The organism is Paenibacillus sp. strain BS8-2, from assembly GCF_054483835.1.
In genome coordinates this window covers 4,234,309-4,256,314 of record NZ_CM137010.1, presented here as the reverse complement: position 1 = coordinate 4,256,314, position 22,006 = coordinate 4,234,309, and the positions used below count along the sequence as shown (strand labels likewise).

At 47.7% G+C, this 22,006-nt stretch carries 22 protein-coding genes; 2 read left to right on the top strand and 20 right to left on the bottom strand.

Features of this window, described 5'->3' with window-relative positions; translation table 11 throughout:
* Nucleotides 1-115: 115 nt before the first annotated feature.
* From fur to ACX1C1_RS18170, 3 genes are all read right to left on the bottom strand, one after another.
* Nucleotides 116-571: a ferric iron uptake transcriptional regulator gene (fur, locus tag ACX1C1_RS18180; protein WP_458953591.1), complete on the bottom strand. Its 456-nt coding sequence runs from the start codon at nucleotides 569-571 to the stop codon at nucleotides 116-118.
* A gap of 93 nt (nucleotides 572-664) precedes the next feature.
* Nucleotides 665-1,288, bottom strand: a complete 624-nt coding sequence (gene spoIIM, locus ACX1C1_RS18175; protein WP_458953590.1) for a stage II sporulation protein M — start codon at nucleotides 1,286-1,288, stop codon at nucleotides 665-667.
* Between the two features lie 145 nt (nucleotides 1,289-1,433).
* Nucleotides 1,434-2,012, bottom strand: coding sequence for an NUDIX hydrolase (locus tag ACX1C1_RS18170; RefSeq protein WP_458953589.1), 579 nt, complete (start codon nucleotides 2,010-2,012; stop codon nucleotides 1,434-1,436).
* A 107-nt stretch (nucleotides 2,013-2,119) separates the two neighbouring features.
* On the opposite strand from ACX1C1_RS18170, the gene ACX1C1_RS18165 reads away from it, so the two are divergent.
* On the top strand, nucleotides 2,120-2,347 hold the full coding sequence (locus ACX1C1_RS18165; protein ID WP_458953588.1) for a hypothetical protein: 228 nt from the start codon (nucleotides 2,120-2,122) through the stop codon (nucleotides 2,345-2,347).
* On the opposite strand, the gene ACX1C1_RS18160 is transcribed toward ACX1C1_RS18165, so the two are convergent.
* From ACX1C1_RS18160 to lpdA, 6 genes are all read right to left on the bottom strand, one after another.
* Nucleotides 2,310-3,455, bottom strand: a complete 1,146-nt coding sequence (locus ACX1C1_RS18160) for a M20/M25/M40 family metallo-hydrolase (protein ID WP_458953587.1) — start codon at nucleotides 3,453-3,455, stop codon at nucleotides 2,310-2,312. The two genes, ACX1C1_RS18165 and ACX1C1_RS18160, sit on opposite strands and share 38 nt — an antisense overlap.
* Before the next feature lie 204 nt (nucleotides 3,456-3,659).
* Nucleotides 3,660-4,376 carry a lipoyl(octanoyl) transferase LipB gene (gene lipB, locus ACX1C1_RS18155; RefSeq protein ID WP_458953586.1) on the bottom strand — a complete coding sequence of 239 codons (717 nt, stop codon included), beginning with the start codon at nucleotides 4,374-4,376 and terminating at the stop codon, nucleotides 3,660-3,662.
* 22 nt (nucleotides 4,377-4,398) lie between these two features.
* Complete coding sequence (locus tag ACX1C1_RS18150; protein ID WP_458953585.1) at nucleotides 4,399-5,709, bottom strand: dihydrolipoamide acetyltransferase family protein; 1,311 nt, start codon at nucleotides 5,707-5,709, stop codon at nucleotides 4,399-4,401.
* A gap of 22 nt (nucleotides 5,710-5,731) precedes the next feature.
* On the bottom strand, nucleotides 5,732-6,715 hold the full coding sequence (locus tag ACX1C1_RS18145; protein WP_458953584.1) for an alpha-ketoacid dehydrogenase subunit beta: 984 nt from the start codon (nucleotides 6,713-6,715) through the stop codon (nucleotides 5,732-5,734).
* Complete coding sequence (locus ACX1C1_RS18140) at nucleotides 6,715-7,749, bottom strand: thiamine pyrophosphate-dependent dehydrogenase E1 component subunit alpha (RefSeq protein WP_458953583.1); 1,035 nt, start codon at nucleotides 7,747-7,749, stop codon at nucleotides 6,715-6,717. Before ACX1C1_RS18140 ends, ACX1C1_RS18145 begins: the two co-directional genes overlap by 1 nt.
* Before the next feature lie 134 nt (nucleotides 7,750-7,883).
* Complete coding sequence (gene lpdA, locus ACX1C1_RS18135) at nucleotides 7,884-9,311, bottom strand: dihydrolipoyl dehydrogenase (RefSeq protein WP_458953582.1); 1,428 nt, start codon at nucleotides 9,309-9,311, stop codon at nucleotides 7,884-7,886.
* 170 nt (nucleotides 9,312-9,481) lie between these two features.
* Here lpdA and ACX1C1_RS18130 point away from each other — a divergent pair, with 170 nt between their 5' ends.
* Nucleotides 9,482-9,793, top strand: a complete 312-nt coding sequence (locus ACX1C1_RS18130) for a DUF2627 domain-containing protein (protein ID WP_458953581.1) — start codon at nucleotides 9,482-9,484, stop codon at nucleotides 9,791-9,793.
* Nucleotides 9,794-10,263: 470 nt separating this feature from the next.
* Here the strand turns inward: ACX1C1_RS18130 and spo0A are convergent, their stop codons facing one another.
* From spo0A to folD, 11 genes are all read right to left on the bottom strand, one after another.
* Nucleotides 10,264-11,079 carry a sporulation transcription factor Spo0A gene (spo0A, locus tag ACX1C1_RS18125; protein ID WP_458953580.1) on the bottom strand — a complete coding sequence of 272 codons (816 nt, stop codon included), beginning with the start codon at nucleotides 11,077-11,079 and terminating at the stop codon, nucleotides 10,264-10,266.
* 259 nt (nucleotides 11,080-11,338) lie between these two features.
* Entirely contained in the window at nucleotides 11,339-12,664 is a 1,326-nt protein-coding gene (gene spoIVB, locus ACX1C1_RS18120) for a SpoIVB peptidase (RefSeq protein ID WP_458953579.1), read from the bottom strand.
* Between the two features lie 124 nt (nucleotides 12,665-12,788).
* The gene (gene recN, locus ACX1C1_RS18115) at nucleotides 12,789-14,498 is read right to left on the bottom strand and encodes a DNA repair protein RecN (RefSeq protein WP_458953578.1); all 1,710 of its coding nucleotides are present in this window, start codon (nucleotides 14,496-14,498) and stop codon (nucleotides 12,789-12,791) included.
* 77 nt (nucleotides 14,499-14,575) lie between these two features.
* Nucleotides 14,576-15,028 carry a transcriptional regulator AhrC/ArgR gene (ahrC, locus tag ACX1C1_RS18110; protein WP_458953577.1) on the bottom strand — a complete coding sequence of 151 codons (453 nt, stop codon included), beginning with the start codon at nucleotides 15,026-15,028 and terminating at the stop codon, nucleotides 14,576-14,578.
* Nucleotides 15,029-15,062: 34 nt separating this feature from the next.
* Nucleotides 15,063-15,530, bottom strand: coding sequence for a hypothetical protein (locus tag ACX1C1_RS18105; protein WP_458953576.1), 468 nt, complete (start codon nucleotides 15,528-15,530; stop codon nucleotides 15,063-15,065).
* Between the two features lie 162 nt (nucleotides 15,531-15,692).
* Nucleotides 15,693-16,541, bottom strand: a complete 849-nt coding sequence (locus ACX1C1_RS18100) for a TlyA family RNA methyltransferase (RefSeq protein WP_458953575.1) — start codon at nucleotides 16,539-16,541, stop codon at nucleotides 15,693-15,695.
* A 12-nt stretch (nucleotides 16,542-16,553) separates the two neighbouring features.
* Entirely contained in the window at nucleotides 16,554-18,452 is a 1,899-nt protein-coding gene (gene dxs, locus ACX1C1_RS18095) for a 1-deoxy-D-xylulose-5-phosphate synthase (protein WP_458953574.1), read from the bottom strand.
* A gap of 112 nt (nucleotides 18,453-18,564) precedes the next feature.
* Complete coding sequence (locus ACX1C1_RS18090; protein ID WP_458953573.1) at nucleotides 18,565-19,485, bottom strand: polyprenyl synthetase family protein; 921 nt, start codon at nucleotides 19,483-19,485, stop codon at nucleotides 18,565-18,567.
* 3 nt (nucleotides 19,486-19,488) lie between these two features.
* Nucleotides 19,489-19,743 (bottom strand): exodeoxyribonuclease VII small subunit, encoded by a 255-nt coding sequence (xseB, locus tag ACX1C1_RS18085; RefSeq protein WP_458953572.1) that lies wholly within the window; start codon nucleotides 19,741-19,743, stop codon nucleotides 19,489-19,491.
* A gap of 5 nt (nucleotides 19,744-19,748) precedes the next feature.
* Nucleotides 19,749-21,098 (bottom strand): exodeoxyribonuclease VII large subunit, encoded by a 1,350-nt coding sequence (xseA, locus tag ACX1C1_RS18080; RefSeq protein ID WP_458953571.1) that lies wholly within the window; start codon nucleotides 21,096-21,098, stop codon nucleotides 19,749-19,751.
* A gap of 4 nt (nucleotides 21,099-21,102) precedes the next feature.
* On the bottom strand, nucleotides 21,103-21,963 hold the full coding sequence (gene folD / locus ACX1C1_RS18075) for a bifunctional methylenetetrahydrofolate dehydrogenase/methenyltetrahydrofolate cyclohydrolase FolD (protein ID WP_458953570.1): 861 nt from the start codon (nucleotides 21,961-21,963) through the stop codon (nucleotides 21,103-21,105).
* Nucleotides 21,964-22,006 lie beyond the last annotated feature (43 nt).

The following is a 22,006-nucleotide window of genomic DNA, read 5'->3' as shown; positions in this document are numbered from 1 at the left end:
AAGCGTCCGGGTCGGTAACAGGAATTCTGCACATCAAGCTGAACGAACTTATACATGATCAGAATTAAGAAAAGGCTCTGCCATCCACAACTATGGATGACAAAGCCTTCTGAAATTATTTGGGATTGTCGTTCTTATCCTGGCAACGTCTGCAGACACCTTGGAAGTCGAGCCGGTGATCCACGACAAAAAATTCATATTCATTCTCTAGTCGTTCTTCAAGCGGCAGCAACCAATCTTCCTTGATTTCTTCCATGTTGCCGCATTGTACGCAGATGAGATGATGATGATGATGTTTGCTATTGTCCGCGCGCAAGTCGTATCGAGCCACGCCATCGCCGAAATTCAACTTCTCAACAACGTGCATGTCACTCAAGAGCTCAAGTGTCCGATAGACGGTGGCCAAGCCGATTTCAGGAGCTTTATCCTTCACCAGCATGAACACATCTTCGGCGCTGAGATGGTCTTCTTCGTTCTCTAGCAGCACGCGTACCGTCGCTTCACGTTGCGGGGTTAGCTTGTAGCCCTGAGATTGTAATTGCTGCTTAATAGTATCGATCCGGGCTTCCATGATTTCCCCCCTGCCAGCATGTCGCATCCAGTATTCGGAAACGTCAAACTCAATTATAGGGGGTATCACCTTCGAAAGTCAATTGTTTATCTGTCAGATGATGCCGTTTATTGACGGCAAGTACGAGGATGCCCATCCTACAATCACCGGTGACAAATACGCCTCGAATAATGCTGCTCCTGCGAATAGAAACATCATAATCATGGTTGTCGATGTCAGCATGCCGAGCTGGGGGAGAAGTTCCCCCTTTTGCTGCTGCAGCAGGAGTCGATGTTTAACAACATAAATCGCGAATGTAATCGCAGCAGCGCTTGCAATCATCATGGCGGGCACGGCTATCACATTTTGAGGGACGACGGAGATGAAAAAAAATACGATGCCCTTCCATCCATACTGCTGAACGAGAACACCGACCGTAAAGCCGATCAGCGTCCCCTTCAAAAAATTTAGCGCCAAGATGCCAGGGACACCGATTACCGTGATGCCAAGCAGCCAGATCAACATCATCCATTTAAAGTGAAACCAGAATCGGTCCCAGAATAACAGTTCAGAACTGACTTCAGCGCCTCCGCCGGATGCTTGTACATATCGATTCATTTCGCCGGCGAGCTCCTGTTGCTGCTCCAACGTCAAAGCACCTACGATCAATACGCCGAACACTGCACCGACAATAATCAATACCGCCACAAATATGTATAAATTCACACTATATTTCAAGAGCGTACACCCCATTCTCCCAAGGAAAGAATAAACCCTTCCAGTAATGAAAGGGTTGTCTACTTGTATCCTATGAAAGCAGAGATGCGCTTATGACGTTTACGAGCTGGCGGATTCGTATATCTGTATATCCGTGTCCATTCAATTAGATAACACCAGTCTGGACATATAGCTTCCATGCATATACGGCAAGAATGGTTTTGGCATCGCTGATTTTGCCCTCTTTCATATACGCATCAGCTTGCTCCATTGTAATGGACTCCACTACCAAATCCTCGTCCTCATCCGGATTTTGAACACCTTTAACCAGCTCATCTGCAAAATAAAGGTACAATTTCTCATCCGCAAAACCAGGTGATGTGTAGAATGACGAAATCAGCTTGAGTGATACCGGTCGATAACCCGTCTCCTCCTCCAGCTCTCTTGCTGCCGCGACAGCAGGATCCTCATCCCCATCCAGCTTCCCGGCAGGGATTTCGACCTGAAAGATGTCCATTGGCTTTCGATACTGCTCTACGACCAGGAGCTTGCCATCAAGCAGCGCCAATACAGCAGACGCACCAGGATGTCTAACGATCTCCCTTGTGGCGCTTCTCCCATCTGGAAGCTCTACAGTATCTACCTGCAGCGAGATGATTTTTCCTTCAAAGATGTGTTCCGTATGGATCGTATTCTCCCGCCATATGGCGGGACGCTTAGACTCCGTCCCTTGCGATTCCTTCATACGAGCATGACTCCATCCCATTCATTAATTAATAACGCCGGTATAACTTGTCCACCCCCGGCATATCTATCTGTAACGATAAACAATAGATGATGGGAGTGGACGAGATGAAACATTATATTGCCATCAATCACTTGCGACTGGTTGGAAAGGGCTGGGAAGTTAGACGTGAGTTAAACCGGCTCAGCGCATTAGCGGCTGAGGAGTCCCTCTCTGACTATACCCGTACCATTCCGCCTATTCGAATAAAGCTTGGTACTTCCAATCCAATCTATTCGGATTATACCAAGCGCGAGCTTATGCTTGGCGAGCCTGACGCTGAGATGCACGTTTAATTAATTCCACGACCAGCTCTGTAACTCTAACCAGATCATCTGCTTTAATCTGTTCTTTGGTCGTATGAATATGCTCATAACCTACGGCCAGGTTGACCGTCGGGATCCCTAATCCATTAAAGATATTGGCGTCACTTCCCCCGCCAGAGTGGAACGTCCGCGGCGTAGCTCCGATCGACGTAATGGCTTCTTTCGCAAGCTCGACAACATCGTCACCGTCATCGTACTGATACGCAGGATAGATGATGTCGCTTTCGAACTCGCCTTTTCCCCCAAACTCTTCGGCAGCGCTTAATACCGCTTTTTCCATATTCTCGAGCTGTGCGTCCAGCTTATGCTGTACGATACTTCTTGCTTCCGCGTATAACGTAACAAAGTCGCATACGATATTGGTCGCTCCGCCGCCCTCGAACTTGCCGATATTCGCCGTTGTCTCGGAATCAATTCGGCCAAGCGGCATACGCGATATCGCTTTGCCCGCGATCTGAATTGCACTAATGCCGTCCTCTGGGTTCACTCCCGCATGCGCAGAACGACCGTGCAGCTTGATCGTTACCTTCGCTTGCGTCGGGGCTGCAACCGCTATATCTCCAATAGATCCGTTCGAATCAAGCGCATAACCAAATTCGGCTTCCATCTTGCTAGCATCCAGATTTCGAGCACCTAACAGACCCGATTCTTCACCAACCGTAATAACAAATTGCACGCGACCATGTGATATTGCGTTCTCCTTTATGACACGAATCGCTTCAAACATCGCTGAGATGCCCGCTTTATCGTCCGCTCCAAGAATGGTTGTACCATCGCTTCTTATGTAACCGTCGCTATCCAGCTGCGGTTTAATGCCGTTTCCGGGCGTTACTGTATCCATATGACTCGTAAAAAATATCGTCGGAGCGGCTTCGCAACCTTCTGAAGCCTCCATCATAGCAAATAGATTATTAGCGCCATGCCCGGTCTTGGCGGCTGCATCATCCTCCGATAACGTCAAACCCAGCTTTGCGAACTCCTCATGGAGCACCTTGCTGATCGCTGCTTCGTATTTCGTTTCACTATCCACTTGCACAAGCTCCATGAACTGTGCCACCAATCGATCCTTCTGTATCATGATAGTTTCCTCCGTTCCTAATTTCGATTACAATGGAATTAATGATGATCCGGCGGGGTACAAGCTGGATACTAAAGTCTTCACAACCAATTGTAGAAAGGAGCGATTACACCAACCATGCAAAGACAAAAAATGATTCGTATCGTTGCTATCGTCGTAGTTACAACGCTGCTCATTACGACCATATTCGCTGGCATTGGCTCCTTATTTTTGAGCTAACGAACTTTTCGTGCGGGAATAACCGAATTGCTTTAAGAAATACGGCAGCAACTCCTCGGCAGCCTCCCGCACTGACATATCTTTTCCGGTCAAATCATTAAACGACGTAACGCCAAACTGCTGAATCCCGCATGGTACAATCCCTACGAAACCTTCAGCTGCGATTCCGGCTTTGATATTGAGCGCGAAACCATGACTTGTCACAAACCCTCTGCGATGCCGCGCTTTATTGAATTTAATGCCAATTGCGGCGATTTTCTCGTCCCCGATCCACACCCCAGTATATTCAGGCTTACGCCCTGCTTCTATACCATGTCCGCTTAACCAGTCGATTATGACCTGCTCCAGGCTCCGTAAGTACGCATGCAAGTCGAGACCTACTGCATCCAGATATAGCAGCGGATATCCCACTAATTGACCCGGACCATGATAAGTAATATCGCCGCCACGGTCGATTTCGAACACATCAATGCCTCGCTCTTCTAGATCCTGCTGATCCAGCAACAAGTGCTCCGGATGCCGGTCCGACCCTAACGTGTAAGTCGGCGGATGCTGAAGAAGGAGCAGCGTTTCCGCTCGCTCCCCCTGATCGATTTGTTTCACATACGACTTCTGCATATCCCATGCTTCGCCATAAGGAACCGTTCCGATATATTGGGCATCCAGCAATCCGGAGGTGCTGCTCTTTTCCATCTCCGTCATGATAGCTTTTCCCCTCAATGGTTTAATATAATGAACTCTCCATATTGAAGCTTTCAAGATTATCTTTCACGCGTTGCAGGAATCTGCCGCAAATGACACCATCCAGAATGCGATGATCCAGCGATAGACATAAGTTAGCCATGGAGCGCACCGCAATCATGTCGTTAATTACAACCGGCCGTTTTACAATGGATTCGAAGGTCAGAATAGCCGCTTGTGGATAATTGATGATCGGATATGACAAGATGGAGCCGAACGAACCCGTGTTGTTGACAGTAAAGGTTCCGCCGTGCATATCGGATAAGGTTAATTTGCCTTCGCGCGTCTTACGAGCCAGCTCATCGATTTCCTTGGCAAGACCCGCAACGTTTTTGTGATCCGCGTTTTTGATGACTGGTGTTAATACCGAGTCCTCGGTACCCACTGCAAGCGAGATATTAATATCGCGTTTGACGATAATTTTGTCAACGGCCCAAGTCGAATTCATAATCGGATAATCCTTGATCGCGTTGACCACTGCCTTAAGCAAGAAAGCCAAGTACGTCAGATTAATGCCTTCCCGTTTCATAAATTCATTTTTGAGCTTGTTACGCAGCATGACAAGATTGGTGACGTCCACCTCAATCATGGTCCAGGCATGAGGAATTTCGCTTACACTTTGACGCATATTACGTGCAATCGTGTTACGAATCGGCGTTACATCAATAAAGGTCTCGCCACGACTCGGATTCGAGACGCCCTCTACTTCAATCTTTGGAATACGCGGCGTCTCGGACAAATGAATGCCCGAAGAGCGTACTTGTCCCTTGGGATCAGCACCAGCGCTTTGTGCAGCAGTAGTTGCTGAAGCTCCCGGTTTTCCTGCTGCCACATAAGCTAACACATCTTTGCGCGTTACGCGGCCTCCTAATCCCGTTCCCGCCACTTCGGATAATCTTACTCCGTTCTCTGCAGCAAGCTGCTGAACGGCTGGCGAGAACCGATTACGCATTGGTGCTGATTCGTCTTCAGGCAAGGTTGTGTTTGTACCTTGCGCAACCGGTGCAGGGTTAGCAGATTCAATCGCAGAGACAGAAGAAGCCGATGAGCCCTCCGTCTCAATGATGCATACCGGCGTGCCTACAGGCACGTTCTCTCCATTGCCTACTAATATTTTGACCAAGGTGCCTGCAACCGTTGATGGCAATTCGGCATTCACCTTGTCCGTCAAAATTTCGCAAATAGGCTCGTATATTTCGATGCGGTCGCCAGGCTGCTTCAGCCAGCGGTCTATCGTTGCGGAGACTAATGACTCTGCCAATTGCGGCATCACAATTTCCGTCATCGTTTTCATTTCATCCAACTCCTCACTGGTCCTAGTACATAGCCAGCTTCTTCATGGCTTCCTTAACCTTGTCCTTATTCAGCAAGAAAAACTTCTCGCCTGGCGGATTGATCGGCATTGCAGGCACATCCGGACCGCATAAGCGCATAATTGGCGCATCCAGCTCATAGAGCAGCTCTTCCACGATAATCGCAGCTACCTCGGCGCCTACGCCGCCAGTTTTGTTATCCTCGTGCACGATAAGCACCTTGCCAGTCTTACGGACGGCTTCCAGAATACCTTCTTTGTCCAATGGCTGAATAGTACGCAAATCAAGAATATGAACGTTAATTCCTTCTTGCGCCAGCTCCTCCGCCCCTTGCTCGATAAAACGAAGCGGCATACTGTAACTGATTACCGTAATGTCATCGCCTTCACGCAGTACGTTAGCTTTGCCAATCGGCACGATGTAATCATCTTCCGGCACTTCACCGGATATCAGCTTATACCCCTTTTTATTCTCAAAATAAAGCACCGGATCCGCATCACGAATCGCCGCCTTGAGCAATCCCTTCGCGTCATACGGTCGATATGGCGCAACGATCTTAAGACCAGGCGTCCCGAAGAAAACCGATTCCGGGCATTGCGAATGATACAAGCCTCCGAAGATTCCGCCGCCGATAGGCGCGCGAATCACGATTGGACACGTCCAATCATTATTGGAGCGATAACGGATTTTGGCCGCTTCGCTAATGATCTGATTGGTCGCCGGGAACATAAAGTCCGAATATTGCATCTCTGCGATCGGCTTCATCCCGTACATCGCAGCGCCAATTGCGACACCTGCAATTGCAGATTCAGACAATGGTGTGTCCATTGCGCGCATCTCGCCGAACTGATCATACAAACCTTTGGTCGTTGTGAAGACGCCGCCCTTAAGACCAACATCTTCCCCAAGCACGAATACATCTTCGTCGCGTTCCATCTCTTCTTTCATCGCAAGTCTGATCGCATCGATATAATCCATTACTGCCATTACAATTGCCCCCCTTCCCCGGAATCGCCCTCATAAACATGGTACATGGTAGATTCAGGAGTTGGGAATGGCGCTTTATCGCCGTATTCCGTCGCTTCGTCAAGCAGCCTGCGCAGTTCTAGCGCATACTGATCCTCTTGCTCTTCGCTCCATAAGCCGCAATCGATCAGATACTGTTTGTACTTCGGCAAACCATCCTTCGCGCGATTCTCATCTACCTCTTCCTTCGTACGATAAGCCAGATCATTATCCGAAGTGGAATGCGGGGAGAGACGGTACATGAGCGCTTCGATAAGCGTTGGACCTTCGCCTGCAATGGCCCGCTCTCGCGCTTCTTTAACGACACGATATACCTCTAACGCATCATTGCCATCTACTTGTACTCCAGGGAAACCATAACCAAGCGCTCGATCGGCCACTTTGCCTGCCAGCTGTTTGTGGATCGGCACCGAAATGGCATACTGATTATTTTCGCACATGAGAATAACTGGCAGCTTATGTACGCCTGCGAAATTACAGCCTTCATGGAAATCGCCCTGATTGCTGGAGCCTTCGCCGAAAGTGACAAAGCTGACAAACGATTTTTTCTTCATCTTGGCAGCTAGTGCGATACCAACGGCATGCGGAACCTGTGTCGTCACTGGGCTTGAGCCCGTTACGATTCGCAGCTTCTTGGATCCGAAGTGACCCGGCATCTGTCTGCCACCGCTATTAGGATCCTCCGCCTTAGCGAATACGGACAACATGAGGTCACGAAGTGTCATCCCGACAGATAGGACGAACCCATAATCACGGTAATACGGCAAATAATAATCTTGTTCGCGGTCCAGCGCGAACGCTGCCGCTACCTGAGCAACTTCCTGTCCGATCCCCGAAACGTGGAAGTTGATTTTGCCTGCTCGCTGCAGGAGCATAACACGTTCATCAAATTTTCTTGCCATCATCATCATTTTGTACATGTCTATGGCTTGCTCGTTCTTAAGTCCAAGCTCTGTATGTCGTGCTTGCTGACTAGCAGAAGACAATTGAGTCATAAAGATAGCCTCCTTATTTACCAACTCTTATAACCTGGTACTAAGACCTCACTATACTCATTATACCCGCTTTCTGGGCAAAAGGAAATCCACCTTATGCATTCTCAGTTAACAAGATGAAGTCCACCCATTGATCAGAAAGAAATTGCCTTTCCATCTACAGCTAACATCGCCTCACCAAGCGCTTCGGATAACGTAGGATGAGGGTGAATCATAGCACCGACCTCCCACGGCGTTGCATTGAGCCAGCCAGCCAGAGAAGCTTCGGAGATCAAGTCTGTAGCATGTGGTCCAATCAAGTGAACGCCAAGGATATCCCCCGACTTACGATCAGCAATCACTTTCACGAAACCTTCCGGCTCTCCGAGCACGATGGCTTTGCCGATCGCTTGAAACGGAATTTTCCCAACCTTGATATCGTACCCCTTCGTTCTCGCCCCATCCTCGGTATATCCATAGGATGCAACTTCAGGACTGGAATAGATACATCTTGGGATAAGCAAATGATCAATTAAGGCAGGCTTTCCGCCGAGCAAATGATCGACAGCAGTCAGTCCTTCGTGAGCAGCAGCATGCGCTAGCTGTACGCCTCCAACGACATCTCCGATGGCATATATATGAGGTTCTGTTGTTTGACCAAATTCGTTAACAACAATAAAACCCTTGTCAGAACGGATATCGGTATTTTCGATGCCGATTCCATCCGCATTGCCTTCCCGCCCGACACAGACCAGCATTTTATTGGACACCAAAGTAACGTCCCCGTCTGGTGTCAACCCTTTTATTGTCACATCATTATCAGCTAACTCGTATGTATCCGTCTGAAGCTGGACGCTGGTCAGAATGCGGACGCCTCTGCGACCCAGGCTTTTGGCTAATGCGGCTGAAACCTCCGTATCTTCTCCAGGGAGAAGCCGTGCACCTGCTTCAACAAGTGTCACGTCAACGCCAAAATCTTGAAGCATCGATGCCCATTCCACGCCGATAACACCGCCGCCAATAATGAGGATTGATTCAGGAAGCTTGTCCATAAGCAATGCATCGTCGCTTGATAATATATGAACGCCGTCTCGCGTTAATCCTGGCAGCATACGAGGCTTAGAACCTGTAGCGATAATCAGGTTGTTCGATACAACTTGCTCCATCTCTCCATTTGCGAGTTCAACGGCAAGCGAACCGCTCTTTGGCGAAAATATAGATGGGCCAATGACACGACCTTTGCCGTTAATGACCGTTATTCCGTGTTTTTTCATCAAACCTTGTAATCCACGGAACAATGTCTCTACCGTCTCGCTTTTGCGGGCTTGCACGCGGCCAAAGTCCAACGAAACAGCTTCTTGCGCAACAGAAACACCGTACTGACTGGCACTTAATATCGTTCTATATACTTCCGCGCTTCTTAACATCGATTTACTGGGTATACATCCTTTATGCAGGCATGTGCCGCCAAGCTTATCTTGCTCAACAAGCGCAACCTTCTTCCCTGCTTGTGCTGCCCGAATTGCTGCTGTATAGCCGCCTGGACCGCCTCCAAGCACGGCTACATCTACTTGAATTGCCATATTTGTTGTCGCCTCCACATCGAAATGCGATAATTGCTATACTATTGTACCTTTTTTCAAAGGCTATTTCACTGTTTGAGAACAAATGGACACAGTCTTCCTAACCAGTTATGATAGAAAGAATGAGAATGCGGATGTAACTGCCGCGTAAGATAAGGAGTTTCGACGATATGAGATTGTTGGTTTCCCGCGTTATTGCCATCTTGTTCCTTGTCATTCCCGGTATTGCTGCCTGTTTCGGTTTCCTGAGAATGAAGGATGCATTGTTCGTGTACTTTTCCGAATTCGGCAACGACGCCATTACGCCTGATTTTGAATGGCTGTCATTTTTATTGGGATTTGTTCTCTTCTTTGCTGGTGCTGGTTTCATCGGCGGCTGGATCTTCTTCCGAGATCGCAAGCGCAACTACGTCGCGCCTCGTTTCAAGCCGAAGCGCCCTCGTCCACCGAAACCTCAGTCATCGCCGCCTGAAGGTTCGTAAGCCTGCAGCTTGTTCATAGACCTCTTACAAATTTGATCCCTGCTTTACAAACGTATTCGATCTTTACACAATCGTCGTGAAGGGATAATGCAGCGATAATCTTATCCCATTAAACTGAATTCATCAAGTACGACAGGTGGTGAATTCAAAAGTGACAATCGTATATGACGTTTATGTTGACGGTCAAGTTCAAGAGACTCTACAACCGCATGGACAACGTCTGCAGGACATTTCCCGATTTATCAAAGCAGAAGCAACAAGACTTATTGCCCTATATGGTCGTAATGTCTATTTAAACAGAAGAATCGTTTACAAATGAGGCATCTACCGATAGCCTTTTTTTGTTGCCCCATATAGAACGAACGTTCGTTTCAATAACCATTTCGTCATTCGCCGAACAAGTGGAAAAACCGCTTCATTCTATGGTTAAAGGCAACCAAGAATGAAGCGGTTTTTCCTTGCAGTCATTTCTAGCTCACCTTATGCTCAATCCGCAGCTTGTCAGCAACCATCGCGATGAACTCCGAGTTGGTCGGCTTCGACTTGCTGATGTTGATGGTGTAACCGAACAGATGGCTGATGCTGTCGATGTTGCCGCGCGTCCAGGCGACTTCAATCGCGTGGCGGATCGCACGTTCGACGCGGGAAGGTGTCGTTTTGAACTTCTCAGCGATAGCGGGATACAACGTTTTCGTTATTGCGCCAAGAATTTCAATGTTGTTATACACCATCGTGATTGCTTCGCGCAAATATTGATATCCTTTAATATGTGCAGGGACACCAATTTCATGAATAATGCTTGTAATGTTTGCGTCTAAGTTTTTACCTTTCGCAAGCGGTACCACATTGGATTTCAACAAAGTTGAGCTCGTGCTGAAGCTCGATGAAGCTGTATAAGAACTACCACTGCCTACAAGCTGACGAATCCGATTCGCAAGAATATCCATATCGAATGGTTTAAGTATGTAATACGATGCGCCTAACTGTACTGCTTTTTGAGTGATGTTTTCTTGGCCGAACGCAGTGAGCATAATAATTTTTGGCATTGGAGACAAGTTCATTTCCTTTAGCTTTTCCAACACGCCAAGACCATCCAGATGAGGCATTATAATATCCAATATAAGCACATCAGGGACGTTGCGCGTTTGCTCCAAATGGCGAATTACTTCTTCTCCGTTGTATGCTACGCCACTTACATGCATATCACTTTGTTCGGATATATACTCGGATAACAGGTTAGTAAATTCTCGGTTGTCGTCAGCCAACAAAACTTCGATCTTGTGCAAGGTAAGTATCCTCCCTTAAATGATTGATTGTTGTATCGCTCACGGGTTGTCTAACATAGGTTTTCGACATGGCATATGGAATTCCTTCTGTCGAAAATCTTTTTTCTTTATTTTTTTTCAAGTATTCGATATAATAAATAATTTACTTCATAATACCTGTAATTTCGTGTACTTTCGACACAATTAGTCTCATCGGATAAATAGTAATAGCTAACAATCAAACACCTCGAGCAACTGAACAGCTGCTCGAGGTGTTTGATTATGCCGCATTTGGTTTTGATGATTTTTCCTTATGAAGGACGCCAGCATCCTGCAACATCCACTCGATAAAGCAACCATATCCAGAGGCAGGATCATTCACAAATACGTGAGTGACAGCCCCAACAATCTTGCCCTCTTGAATGATTGGACTGCCTGACATTCCTTGAACGATTCCGCCTGTTTTGCTAATTAAACGTTTATCTGTAATTTTGATGACCATGCCTTTGGTTGCTGGTCCTGATTGTTTGGATACATGAACGATCGAAATATCGAACTTCTCCACCTTCTGACCGTTGACCACCGTCAGAATTTGAGCTGGGCCTTCTTTCACATCCTCAGCAAATGCGATCGGGAGTGCCTTATCGCTAAAGCTATGTGTAGGACCTTCACCCATCTTACCAAATATGCCAAACTGCGTATTGCGTTCAATATTACCTAAAATTTTACCTTCCTTTACGAACTGAGCGCGTTTCTCTCCTGGCTCGCCAGTCTGACTTTTGTTAATGGACATCACGCTGGATTCCAATATTTGACCTTCACCCACCTCAATGGGTGTTTGAGTGTCCATATCGGAAATTACATGACCGAGGGCGCCATATACTCCTTGATCAGGAGCGTAGAACGTTAGTGTGCCGACTCCAGCTGCTGAATCGCGAATATATAGCCCTAGTCTCCATGCTTGATCCTCTGCATCATACACGGGGTTGAGCTCCGTTTCATTCAGCTGTCCAGCACGTTTGTAAGTAATGTGAAGCGGTCGTTTCGATATGCCGAATTCTTCTGTCAACTTCCCAATGCGATGCACTTCGTTAACCGGCGTGCCATTAATGGACATAATAAGATCACCCAGCTTCAAGCCAGCCTGTTCGCCAGGAGAGTGTCTTAGACCGCCACCATCTACTACTTGGTGATGACCGACAACCAGAACACCTGCTGATTTTACTTTAACGCCGATTGTCTGACCGCCCGGAACAATTCGAAGATCCGGAACAACTTTTACTTTGACCGTCCTAAATGGAATTTTACCGAATAATTTCACTTGCATGTTCGTTTGGCCACTTTGACTAGGCTCAAGCGACAGCGGCTTGCTCAAATTAACGGATAGGGAATGTTCGGAGGATCCGTTAACATGTAGAATGTGCGGGTCTACGGTAACTTCAGCTTGAACGGGAACACCATAGTGCAGTCGTTTCAGTTGGCCGGAGAATAAACGTAGTTCATTCGGGATAGCGGCAAATTGTTGAAACGGGGTGGAGAACCCGATCATGCAAACGAAGAAAACGAGAACCAGGCCAATTAAACGTTTCCGCCTGTTGGAGTTCAAATGTATTCACGCTCCCTGTCATTCCTTCGCATGACGAAAAAGGATTTATCGCCATTGGCGTACCTTTAAGTTACCCCGACCCCCATGTTTTATGTCCGCAAAAACATTCCCTGAATTCCTTCCATTACGCGCCCTTCAGTCCATGTGCCAAATCAAGCATTTCTTGTGCATGATGCCGAGTTTTATCTGTTACTTCTACTCCGCCAAGCATCCGGGCCAGTTCATTAATTCGATTATCGTTGATCAGCTCTGTTACTGTAGTGGCCGTTCGTCCACTTGAAACGGCCTTCATAATTTCATAATGATGATCCGCCATACAAGCCACTTGCGGCAAATGAGTAATAGAGAATACTTGGCATCTCGAAGACAATGCTGACATCTTTTCTGCGATGGCTTGAGCCGCTCTGCCGCTTACGCCTGTATCCACCTCGTCAAAGATGAGAACGGGCACTTGATCAATCTCGGCAAAGATGCTCTTAAGCGCCAGCATGATGCGTGACATCTCGCCTCCCGATGCAATTCGATTGAGCGGCTTAAGCGGCTCGCCTGGGTTGGATGACAATAAAAATATCGCATCATCGATACCGTTTGCATGTAATTTCACAATTCCATTCTGCTCAGCGTTGCTTGAACCATCCAGAGATACACTAAACTTTGCTGAAGGCATAAGTAGCTGTGCGAGCTGACTCTCTATATTCTCAGACAAAGTGACGGAAGCATGTTTACGAAGGGATGACAATTCTTCAGCGAGACTGAAGGCATTGCGATAAGCTTCTTCTTCCTGCGCTCGGAATTTGGCTACAAGCTCATCTCTATTTTCAATCTTGTCACGTTCATCAGAGATCTTTTGGAGATAAGTTAATATATCTGGTATCGTTTCCCCGTATTTGCGTTTCAATCCATGGATTAGATCCAAGCGTCCTTCGATTCTGGACAGTGTTTCAGGATCAGCATCGATGCCATCACGATAATCGCGTAATTGGAAAGCGGCGTCCTCCGCTTGGTAGAACGCAGATTGAAGCTGTTCCAGTAGTGGATCTAACGTTGTTTTGTCGTAGGCTGCAATGTCCGATACCTTAGTGATTGCTTTACTTAAGGCGTCTAAACCCTTGCCACCATATAACAAGGCATAAGCTTCTGAAGCGGCATCCATTCGTTTCTCGGCATACATGAGCGTCTTACGCTGCTCTAGAAGATGCTCGTCCTCTCCCACTTTAAGCTCTGCGGCTGTAATCTCCTCAATTTGGAATCGGTACAAATCCAGCATCTGCACATTATGACGGGTTGTATCCTCCAATTCCTTGAGTGCGTTTCGAATATCGGATAGTTGTCCATAAGCCCGCTTATAATGCGATTTACGTTCGATAAGCAGATCCCCACCGAACAAGTCCAACCACTCCAGGTGCTGCTCCGAGCGCAATAAAGATTGATGTTCATGTTGACCATGTATATTCACAAGACTTTCGCCAATTTCTCTCAACATCGTCATCGTTACCAATTGACCATTAACGCGGCTTACGCTTTTCCCTTGTGCTGAGAGCTCTCTGCGAATGACAAGCATCTCATCAGAAGTGAATTGAACGCCAAGCCTAGTTAAGATGGACCAAATCGGATGATGTGACGGCATATCAAACAAGGCTTCCATCTCGGCTTTGTCGCATCCGTAACGAACCATGTCCGAAGAACCTCGACCACCGACGAGCAGACTTAAAGCATCAATCAGTATAGATTTTCCTGCTCCAGTCTCCCCCGTCAGTACATGGAACCCGTTATGAAATGAAATTTGTACTTCTTCAATGACGGCTAAATTCCGAATCGACAGCTCTCTCAGCATGTTCGCATGCCTCCCTATATGTTTGCACTGATCTTTACAGCATCGTATTATCGTTCTGTTATCACAACACAGTTGAACTAATTAAGCATCTCCAGCAGCCGTTCTGTAACCGTTATACTCTGAGGTTTCGTCCTGCATATAATAAGAATGGTATCGTCGCCGCAGATCGTTCCCATGACTTCGCTCCACTCCATATTGTCAATTAATCCGCCGATTGTATTGGCCGTTCCTGGCAAACACTTCAGCACAACCAAATTATCTGTATAATCAATACCCGTGAAATGATCAATGATCGCGCGTTTCAGCTTATGAATTGGATTCTGACGATACGCGTCAACAGGCAACGAATATTTGTAGCGCCCTTCTTCAATCGGCACCTTAATTAACATAAGCTCCTTAATGTCTCTAGACACAGTGGCTTGTGTTACCTGCATGCCCGATTCGCGCAGCGATTCGACCAGCTCTTCTTGTGTTTCGATAATACTGTTCGAAATGATTTCCTTGATCTTGAATTGCCTGATACCTTTCATGAACAAACCTCCGTGTGGTCACATATGTTCCAATTCAGTCATTGGTCAAATGAAAAACGATCTTGCGAACGCTGCCATCCTTCGTGTCTACGTACAGTATGCCTGCGCAGTCTTGCAGGAGCAGGGCATATGTGAGCAGCCCGTCCCTAAGCCCGCTTGCTGTCCAATCGAGGGGTTTCCTGTCCCTGGCAGTCTTGACAATGTACATCAGATCATCCTTGGATGCCATGTAATCAATGTACATGCGTGCTCCCGTTCCTACCGGTGCATCATCCAGCTCCACTGGTATCGGCACGACATGCTTCGCAGAAAGAACTTTATACCCTTTACTCTTCAGCAGCTTGACGTTCTCATCATCGTCAGATACTGCCGCTCCCTTGCCTAATGTAATACGATTCATGTTGATGGGAGCATGTAGCCAACGATAAAATGTACGATAAATCCAGATTAGCAGCAATACGCCTGCTAGCGCCATTATAAACCAATCACCATACATATCCATAGCGTTTCACCTCATTAGACCAATGCGAGACATAGAAGCGAACGTTTGTTTGGTCTTAGTTTATCAAATCAAGGGACATTCTGTAAAGCAAAAAGATGCCAATCCAATAAAACTGATCGGCATCTTGCTTAGTCTGTCATATACAATTAGGTCATAGTACTACTAGGGCTTCACCTTAAACGTCCGATTCGCTTCAGCGACTAGATCTTTTACAATTTGTTCGCTGATTTGATCCGATCTTTCGCCCGTTGCTGGGAGATCATCTTGTTTCTTCAACCAATAGGCTAAGAACTCAATGTTTCCCTCGCCGCCTGTAATCGGAGAATAAGTTAATTCCTTTAGTTCAAATCCAGCTTCATGCGCAAAACCAAGCACTTTAAGAATCACTTCTACATGTACAGAAGGCTCTCTTACTACACCAAGCTTGCCAACCTTCTCCCTGCCTGCTTCGAACTGTGGTTTGATAAGCGCCACAACCCCTGCATCCAGAGGTAGCAGTGTAGCCAGTGTAGGCAAGATATGTTTAAGCGAAATAAAAGAGACATCAATACTGGCAAAGTCAGGCTTAGGTCCTTCGAGATGTTCCGGCAGCATATAACGGAAGTTGGTCCTCTCCATTACACGAACTTGTTCATGCTGTCGCAGTGACCAATCAAGCTGATTATAGCCTACATCGATTGCATATACGAATGAAGCGCCATTCTGAAGCGCGCAATCAGTAAATCCGCCAGTCGAAGCGCCAATATCCAGCATCACCTTGCCAGACATTTCTATTTCGAATGCCTTGATGGCTTTCTCGAGCTTAAGACCGCCTCTGCTAACGTAGGGATGCAAAGCGCCTTTCACCTTAATATCAGCCGAACGCGGCACTTTCATGCCGCTTTTGTCTACCGGTACATCATCTACCAGAACAAGCCCTGCCATTAATGCTTTCTTCGCCTTTTCTCGGCTGTCGTAATATCCACGTTCTACAAGCAGCACGTCGATACGTTCCTTCGGAATGGTTGTCATTTCTGTCCCTCTTTACGCTTGGCCCGTTACGCGTTTCATCCGCCTAGGATTCATGGAGCGAAGCTCCGTTGCGACCCGATCGGCTGTCAGGCCAACCTCTTCGCGTTGCTGCTCGATGGAGCCATGCTCCACAAATAGATCCGGCACACCGATGATTCGAACAGGCGTCTCATACATTCCCTTACGAGAATAAAATTCGAGTACAGAGCTCCCAAAACCTCCGAGCTCAGATCCTTCTTCTATTACTACGATTCGGTTGCCCTTCTCTGCCAGTTCAATCAGCATCGCCTCATCGAGCGGCTTAATAAATCTGGCATTAACGACTCCAACTTGCGCGCCTTCACGCTTCATGATATCCGCAGCCGCTTCAGCCACACCGATCATAGGGCCAATAGCCAAAATAACGCTGCCTTCACCTTCACGAAGCATCTCCCACTTGCCAATTGGGAGCAGTTCAGGCTCAGCTTCCAATTCAACGCCAACCCCATTGATACGCGGATAACGTATCGCGATCGGTCCATCGTTATATACAACCGCAGTCTTCATCATGCGCCGTAGCTCATTCTCATCCTTGGGCATCATAATGACCAGGTTAGGCACATGACGCAGGAACGCAATATCGTAAACGCCTTGATGGGTTTCACCATCCGGTCCAACGAATCCGGCACGGTCGATCGCGAATACCACATTCAGATTTTGTCGGCAGATATCATGTACGACTTGATCATACGCCCGCTGCAAGAAGGTCGAGTACACGGCAAATACCGGCTTCAGCCCTTCTAGTGCGAGCGCGGCAGACAATGTAGCCGCATGTTGTTCGGCAATACCGACGTCGATCATCCGATTCGGGAATTGCTCAGCGAATTCTACTAGACCCGAGCCGCTTGGCATCGCCGGTGTGACGGCAACGATTCTATTGTCCTCACGGGCGAGCTGTATCAGCATGTCTCCAAATACCTTTGTATACATTGGAGGTCCTACTGCTTTAACCATTTGGCCGGACTCGATCTTGTACGGAGATGCTCCGTGCCACTTATGGGAATCGGCTTCGGCAGGCAAATACCCTTTTCCCTTTACCGTAATGACATGGACCAGTACAGGACCAGGCATAGAATCGGCTTGTTTAAGAATATCGAGCAGGCCATTTATATCGTGTCCGTCGACCGGGCCTAAATATGTCAGTCCAAATTGCTCGAACAGAATGCCGCTGACGAGCAAATACTTCAGACTGTCTTTGAATCGCTCTGCTGTTTTGGCCAACTTGCCGCCGATTGCCGGAATTTTGTTCAGCAGATGCTGAAGTTCGTCCTTGGCCTTCTGGTAATGGCGGTCCGTACGAATCCGTCCCAGATAATGATGCAACGCACCTACATTCGGAGCGATAGACATTTCATTATCATTCAGAATCACGATCATATTACGCTTCTCGTGACCGATATGATTTAGAGCCTCCAGCGCCATACCACCGGTTAAGGCACCATCGCCAATAACGGCGACAACGCGGTTCTTTTCACCCTTGAGGTCGCGTGCAAGGGCCATCCCCATCGCAGCGGACAACGATGTGCTGCTATGACCAGCTTCCCATACATCGTGTTCGCTCTCCGAACGTTTGACGAAGCCGCAAAGCCCTTTGTACTTGCGAAGCGTGTCAAACTGATCCTTACGACCTGTTAATATCTTATGGACGTAGGATTGATGTCCAACATCATAAATAAATTTATCTTGAGGACTGTCGAATAAAAAATGCATGGCAAGCGTTAATTCTACAACGCCTAAATTTGGAGCCAGATGTCCTCCCGTTACGGACAGTTTCTCGATCAGAAACTGGCGGATTTCGTCCGCAAGCTGTTCGAGCTGGCCGACCGTCAATCCGTTCAAATCTTCTGGACCGTTAATTTGATCAAGCAGCACATGATTTCCTCACTTTCGAGGACAGCACGATCGCCGTCCGATGAACATCTACATTTGACCTATTATAACATAGTTGTCGAATGAGCCCAAACGCCCTATTCCCAAACGACACTTAATGATCTCGATGTACCAAATAATCGGCGATCTGCAGCAATCTTGAAGGCTCCGCGAGATTAGCTTCAACAATCGCAGATTTGGCCTCTTCAGTCAGCTGCGATACAAGCGCCTTGCTCTCTTCTAGACCGATCAGATACGGATAGGTGACTTTCTTCTGCTCAACATCGCTATTCGTTGGTTTGCCTAGCTTCGTTTCGTCTCCTACCAGGTCCAGAATGTCATCCTGAATCTGAAAAGCTAATCCTAAGTTACGCCCGAATAGCTCCAGAAGCTCAAGTTGACGTTTGGTAGCTCCACCAATTTGTCCTCCAGCTCTGACTGAAAATACAATAAGGTCACTAGTTTTGTGCAAATGAATGTATTCGAGCTCAGAGATTGATGTTATGCCTTGCTCTCCGAGCATGTCAGCTACCTGCCCGCCAACCATGCCCGAGGCTCCAGCAAGCTCAGCAAGCTCCTCCGAAATCGAAAGTGCCGTTTCTGCAGAAACTCCGAATTTGCGAGAAAGGGCGACCAGCTTAAACGCATGAGTCAGTAACGCGTCCCCTGCAAGAATCGCCATTGCTTCACCAAAAACTTTATGATTTGTTGGCTTCCCGCGACGGAAGTCATCATTATCCATCGCTGGCAAGTCATCGTGGATCAAGGAGTATGTATGTATATATTCGACTGCGCATGCGGCAGGCAACGCAGCTGCCCGGTCGGAAGATGAGCCTCTGATGGCTTCGGCAGCCGTCAGGACCAGCGACGGTCGTATTCGTTTACCGCCCGCACCTAAAGAATAACTCATAGACTCTCTGAGTGTCTCGGGCATCTCCCATGTCGGAGCTAATGTACGAGTCAAAGCCCCCTCAATCTCATGAGCGCTTTGAAGTAAGTATTCACGAATTGCAGTAGTGGAATCGCTGGCTTCCAATCGTTATTCCCCTTTATCTTCGCTTGCTTCAGCAAACGGTTTTTTCTGCAAACCTTGCTCCGATTCCAGAAGCAGCTCGATCTTCTGCTCGACCTGTTCCAGCTTGCCTCCGCATAATTGCGATAACTTCATGCCTTCTTGGAAAAGCTCAATCGCCGTTTCAAGAGGTACGTCACCGCTCTCAAGCCGAGTCACGATATCCTCTAGCCGATCCATCGCTTGTTCGAAGCTAAGTTCTTCACCTAAGGAATTGACCATTATGCTTATTCTCCCTTCACTTCAATGACGCAGCAATGGATGGTTCCGTCAACAAGTTTGACGGAAAGCCCTTCGCCTGGCGCCGTGTCGTCAATGGACTTTAACAATCGCTGTCCTTCATTGTCATAAATCAATCCATAACCACGGGACATAACCTTTAACGGGCTCAATGCATCCAATTGTCGAATGCCGCCATGCAGCCGTTGCTTCTTTTCTTTCATTAATCCTGCAGTCACAAGCTCCAGTTGGCGGCGGGCAGCTCCTAGCCGTTTCGCGAGATAAGCCGTTTTTTCGCCGGGATGTCTAGCGACAAGCCCTTTCTCAAGCTTCTCGAGTCTGGATCTTTGACGAATGGCGACTTGCTTCGTTTGTTGCCTGAGCTTCTCTTGCAGGTGATCAAGCCGCTGCGCCTGATCTAACAGATATCTTCTTGGATATCGGAAGAACGGCGATCTTCGTGCACGATCCAATCGCTCCCGTTGCCCTCTCAGTGCGCCTTGTGCCGCTCCTGCAAGCCGCTGGCTTAACCGATTTACTCGTTGCCGCAGCTCCGCAACATGTGGAACGGCCAGCTCTGCCGCAGCTGTCGGTGTGGCTGCCCGAAGATCAGCCACAAAGTCAGCTATCGTAAAATCAGTTTCATGTCCGACGGCGCTAATAACTGGAATGGATGAACTTGCGATCGCTCTCGCGACTGCTTCTTCATTAAACGCCCATAGCTCTTCTAAAGATCCGCCGCCACGACCTACAATTAATACGTCGCATTCGCCGAAACGATTCATGGATTCAATAGCTCGCACTATGGCTGGAGCGGCGCCTGGACCTTGAACAAGTACGGGGTATATGTATACCGGGATAAACGGATATCTGCGATTCAATGTCGTGATGATATCCCGAACCGCTGCGCCCGTTGGTGAAGTGATGACACCGATCGCCTTTGGAAAGGCTGGAAGCGGTCGTTTGCGGGTATCGGCAAACAATCCCTCTTGCTCCAGCTTTTGTTTCAATTGCTCATACGCCAGATAGAGGCTGCCAATACCGTCCGGCTGCATCGCAAGGCAATAGAATTGATAATTGCCATCACGTTCGAAGACGGAAATATTGCCTCTCGCAAGAACCTTTGCTCCTTCTTTCGGTATAAAGGGCAACCGGACGTTATGCGTCGCAAACATGACACACTTTAACCTACTGCTCTCATCCTTGAGCGTGAAATACATATGTCCACTGGAGTGGTGCGTGAAATTCGAAATCTCCCCACGCAGCCATACGTCTCCAAGTACATGATCACTCTCAAACTTCATGCGAATATATTTGTTTAATTCCTTAATCGAATATACGCGAGGCTGTGCAGTCATGAGGCTACACCTCTATTCCGTTCGCCTTCTTAGCTGCTTTAATTGTATTGCCCATCAACATTGTAATCGTCATAGGGCCTACACCGCCAGGCACTGGTGTTATATAACCAGCCGTGTCCAGACAATCCTCATAGTCCACATCGCCCGCAAGCTTCCCATCAGAGAGACGATTAATTCCAACATCAATGACAACAGCGCCTGGCTTAACGAACCGACTGTCGATCGCTTTCGCTTTGCCTATCGCGACAACCAGAATATCGGCTTGTTTCGCGATCTCCTCCATATTGGCCGTACGCGAATGGCAGATGGTCACCGTTGCGTTCTCGCGAAGCAGCAGCATTGCAACAGGCTTGCCCACAATGTTACTGCGTCCAATAACAACAGCATGTTTGCCGTTCATGTCTACTCCACTGCGCTTAATGAGCTCAATAACGCCGGCAGGCGTACATGGCAGCAGACTATCGTCACCGATCGTCAGATTTCCTACACTTTCAGGATGGAAGCCGTCTACATCCTTTGCGACGCTGATCGCGTCAATAACGGCCTTTTCATTAAGATGTTTAGGAAGCGGCAGCTGCACCAGAATACCGTTAATCGATGCTTGATTGTTCAGCTTCTCTATCAATGCAAGGAGTTCCTCATCCGTTGTTTCCGCTGGAAGACGATGAACCTCCGAGTAGATGCCAAGTGCGATGCATGCTTTTTCCTTTGAGCCTACATATACTTTAGAAGCTGGATCTTCTCCGACCAACACTACCGCAAGACCTGGAACGATACCTTGCTCCTTCAGCTTCGCAACTTTCTCCATCCATTCACTACGAATTTGCTCTGATATTTTCTTGCCATCGATGATTTGCGCTCCCATGTACATCTCGACTCCTTTGACTTAATTTCCGCCGCAGCGGAGA

Bases quoted from the DNA above. Each gene is read 5' to 3' on its own strand.
- fur (WP_458953591.1), bottom strand. From the start codon at position 571: ATGGAAGCCCGGATCGATACTATTAAGCAGCAATTACAATCTCAGGGC.
- ACX1C1_RS18170 (WP_458953589.1), bottom strand. From the start codon at position 2,012: ATGAAGGAATCGCAAGGGACGGAGTCTAAGCGTCCCGCCATATGGCGG.
- ACX1C1_RS18165 (WP_458953588.1), top strand. From the start codon at position 2,120: ATGAAACATTATATTGCCATCAATCACTTGCGACTGGTTGGAAAGGGC.
- ACX1C1_RS18160 (WP_458953587.1), bottom strand. From the start codon at position 3,455: ATGATACAGAAGGATCGATTGGTGGCACAGTTCATGGAGCTTGTGCAA.
- lipB (WP_458953586.1), bottom strand. From the start codon at position 4,376: ATGACGGAGATGGAAAAGAGCAGCACCTCCGGATTGCTGGATGCCCAA.
- ACX1C1_RS18150 (WP_458953585.1), bottom strand. From the start codon at position 5,709: ATGAAAACGATGACGGAAATTGTGATGCCGCAATTGGCAGAGTCATTA.
- ACX1C1_RS18145 (WP_458953584.1), bottom strand. From the start codon at position 6,715: ATGGCAGTAATGGATTATATCGATGCGATCAGACTTGCGATGAAAGAA.
- ACX1C1_RS18140 (WP_458953583.1), bottom strand. From the start codon at position 7,749: ATGACTCAATTGTCTTCTGCTAGTCAGCAAGCACGACATACAGAGCTT.
- lpdA (WP_458953582.1), bottom strand. From the start codon at position 9,311: ATGGCAATTCAAGTAGATGTAGCCGTGCTTGGAGGCGGTCCAGGCGGC.
- ACX1C1_RS18130 (WP_458953581.1), top strand. From the start codon at position 9,482: ATGAGATTGTTGGTTTCCCGCGTTATTGCCATCTTGTTCCTTGTCATT.
- recN (WP_458953578.1), bottom strand. From the start codon at position 14,498: ATGCTGAGAGAGCTGTCGATTCGGAATTTAGCCGTCATTGAAGAAGTA.
- ahrC (WP_458953577.1), bottom strand. From the start codon at position 15,028: ATGAAAGGTATCAGGCAATTCAAGATCAAGGAAATCATTTCGAACAGT.
- ACX1C1_RS18105 (WP_458953576.1), bottom strand. From the start codon at position 15,530: ATGGATATGTATGGTGATTGGTTTATAATGGCGCTAGCAGGCGTATTG.
- ACX1C1_RS18100 (WP_458953575.1), bottom strand. From the start codon at position 16,541: ATGACAACCATTCCGAAGGAACGTATCGACGTGCTGCTTGTAGAACGT.
- xseB (WP_458953572.1), bottom strand. From the start codon at position 19,743: ATGGTCAATTCCTTAGGTGAAGAACTTAGCTTCGAACAAGCGATGGAT.
- xseA (WP_458953571.1), bottom strand. From the start codon at position 21,098: ATGACTGCACAGCCTCGCGTATATTCGATTAAGGAATTAAACAAATAT.
- folD (WP_458953570.1), bottom strand. From the start codon at position 21,963: ATGGGAGCGCAAATCATCGATGGCAAGAAAATATCAGAGCAAATTCGT.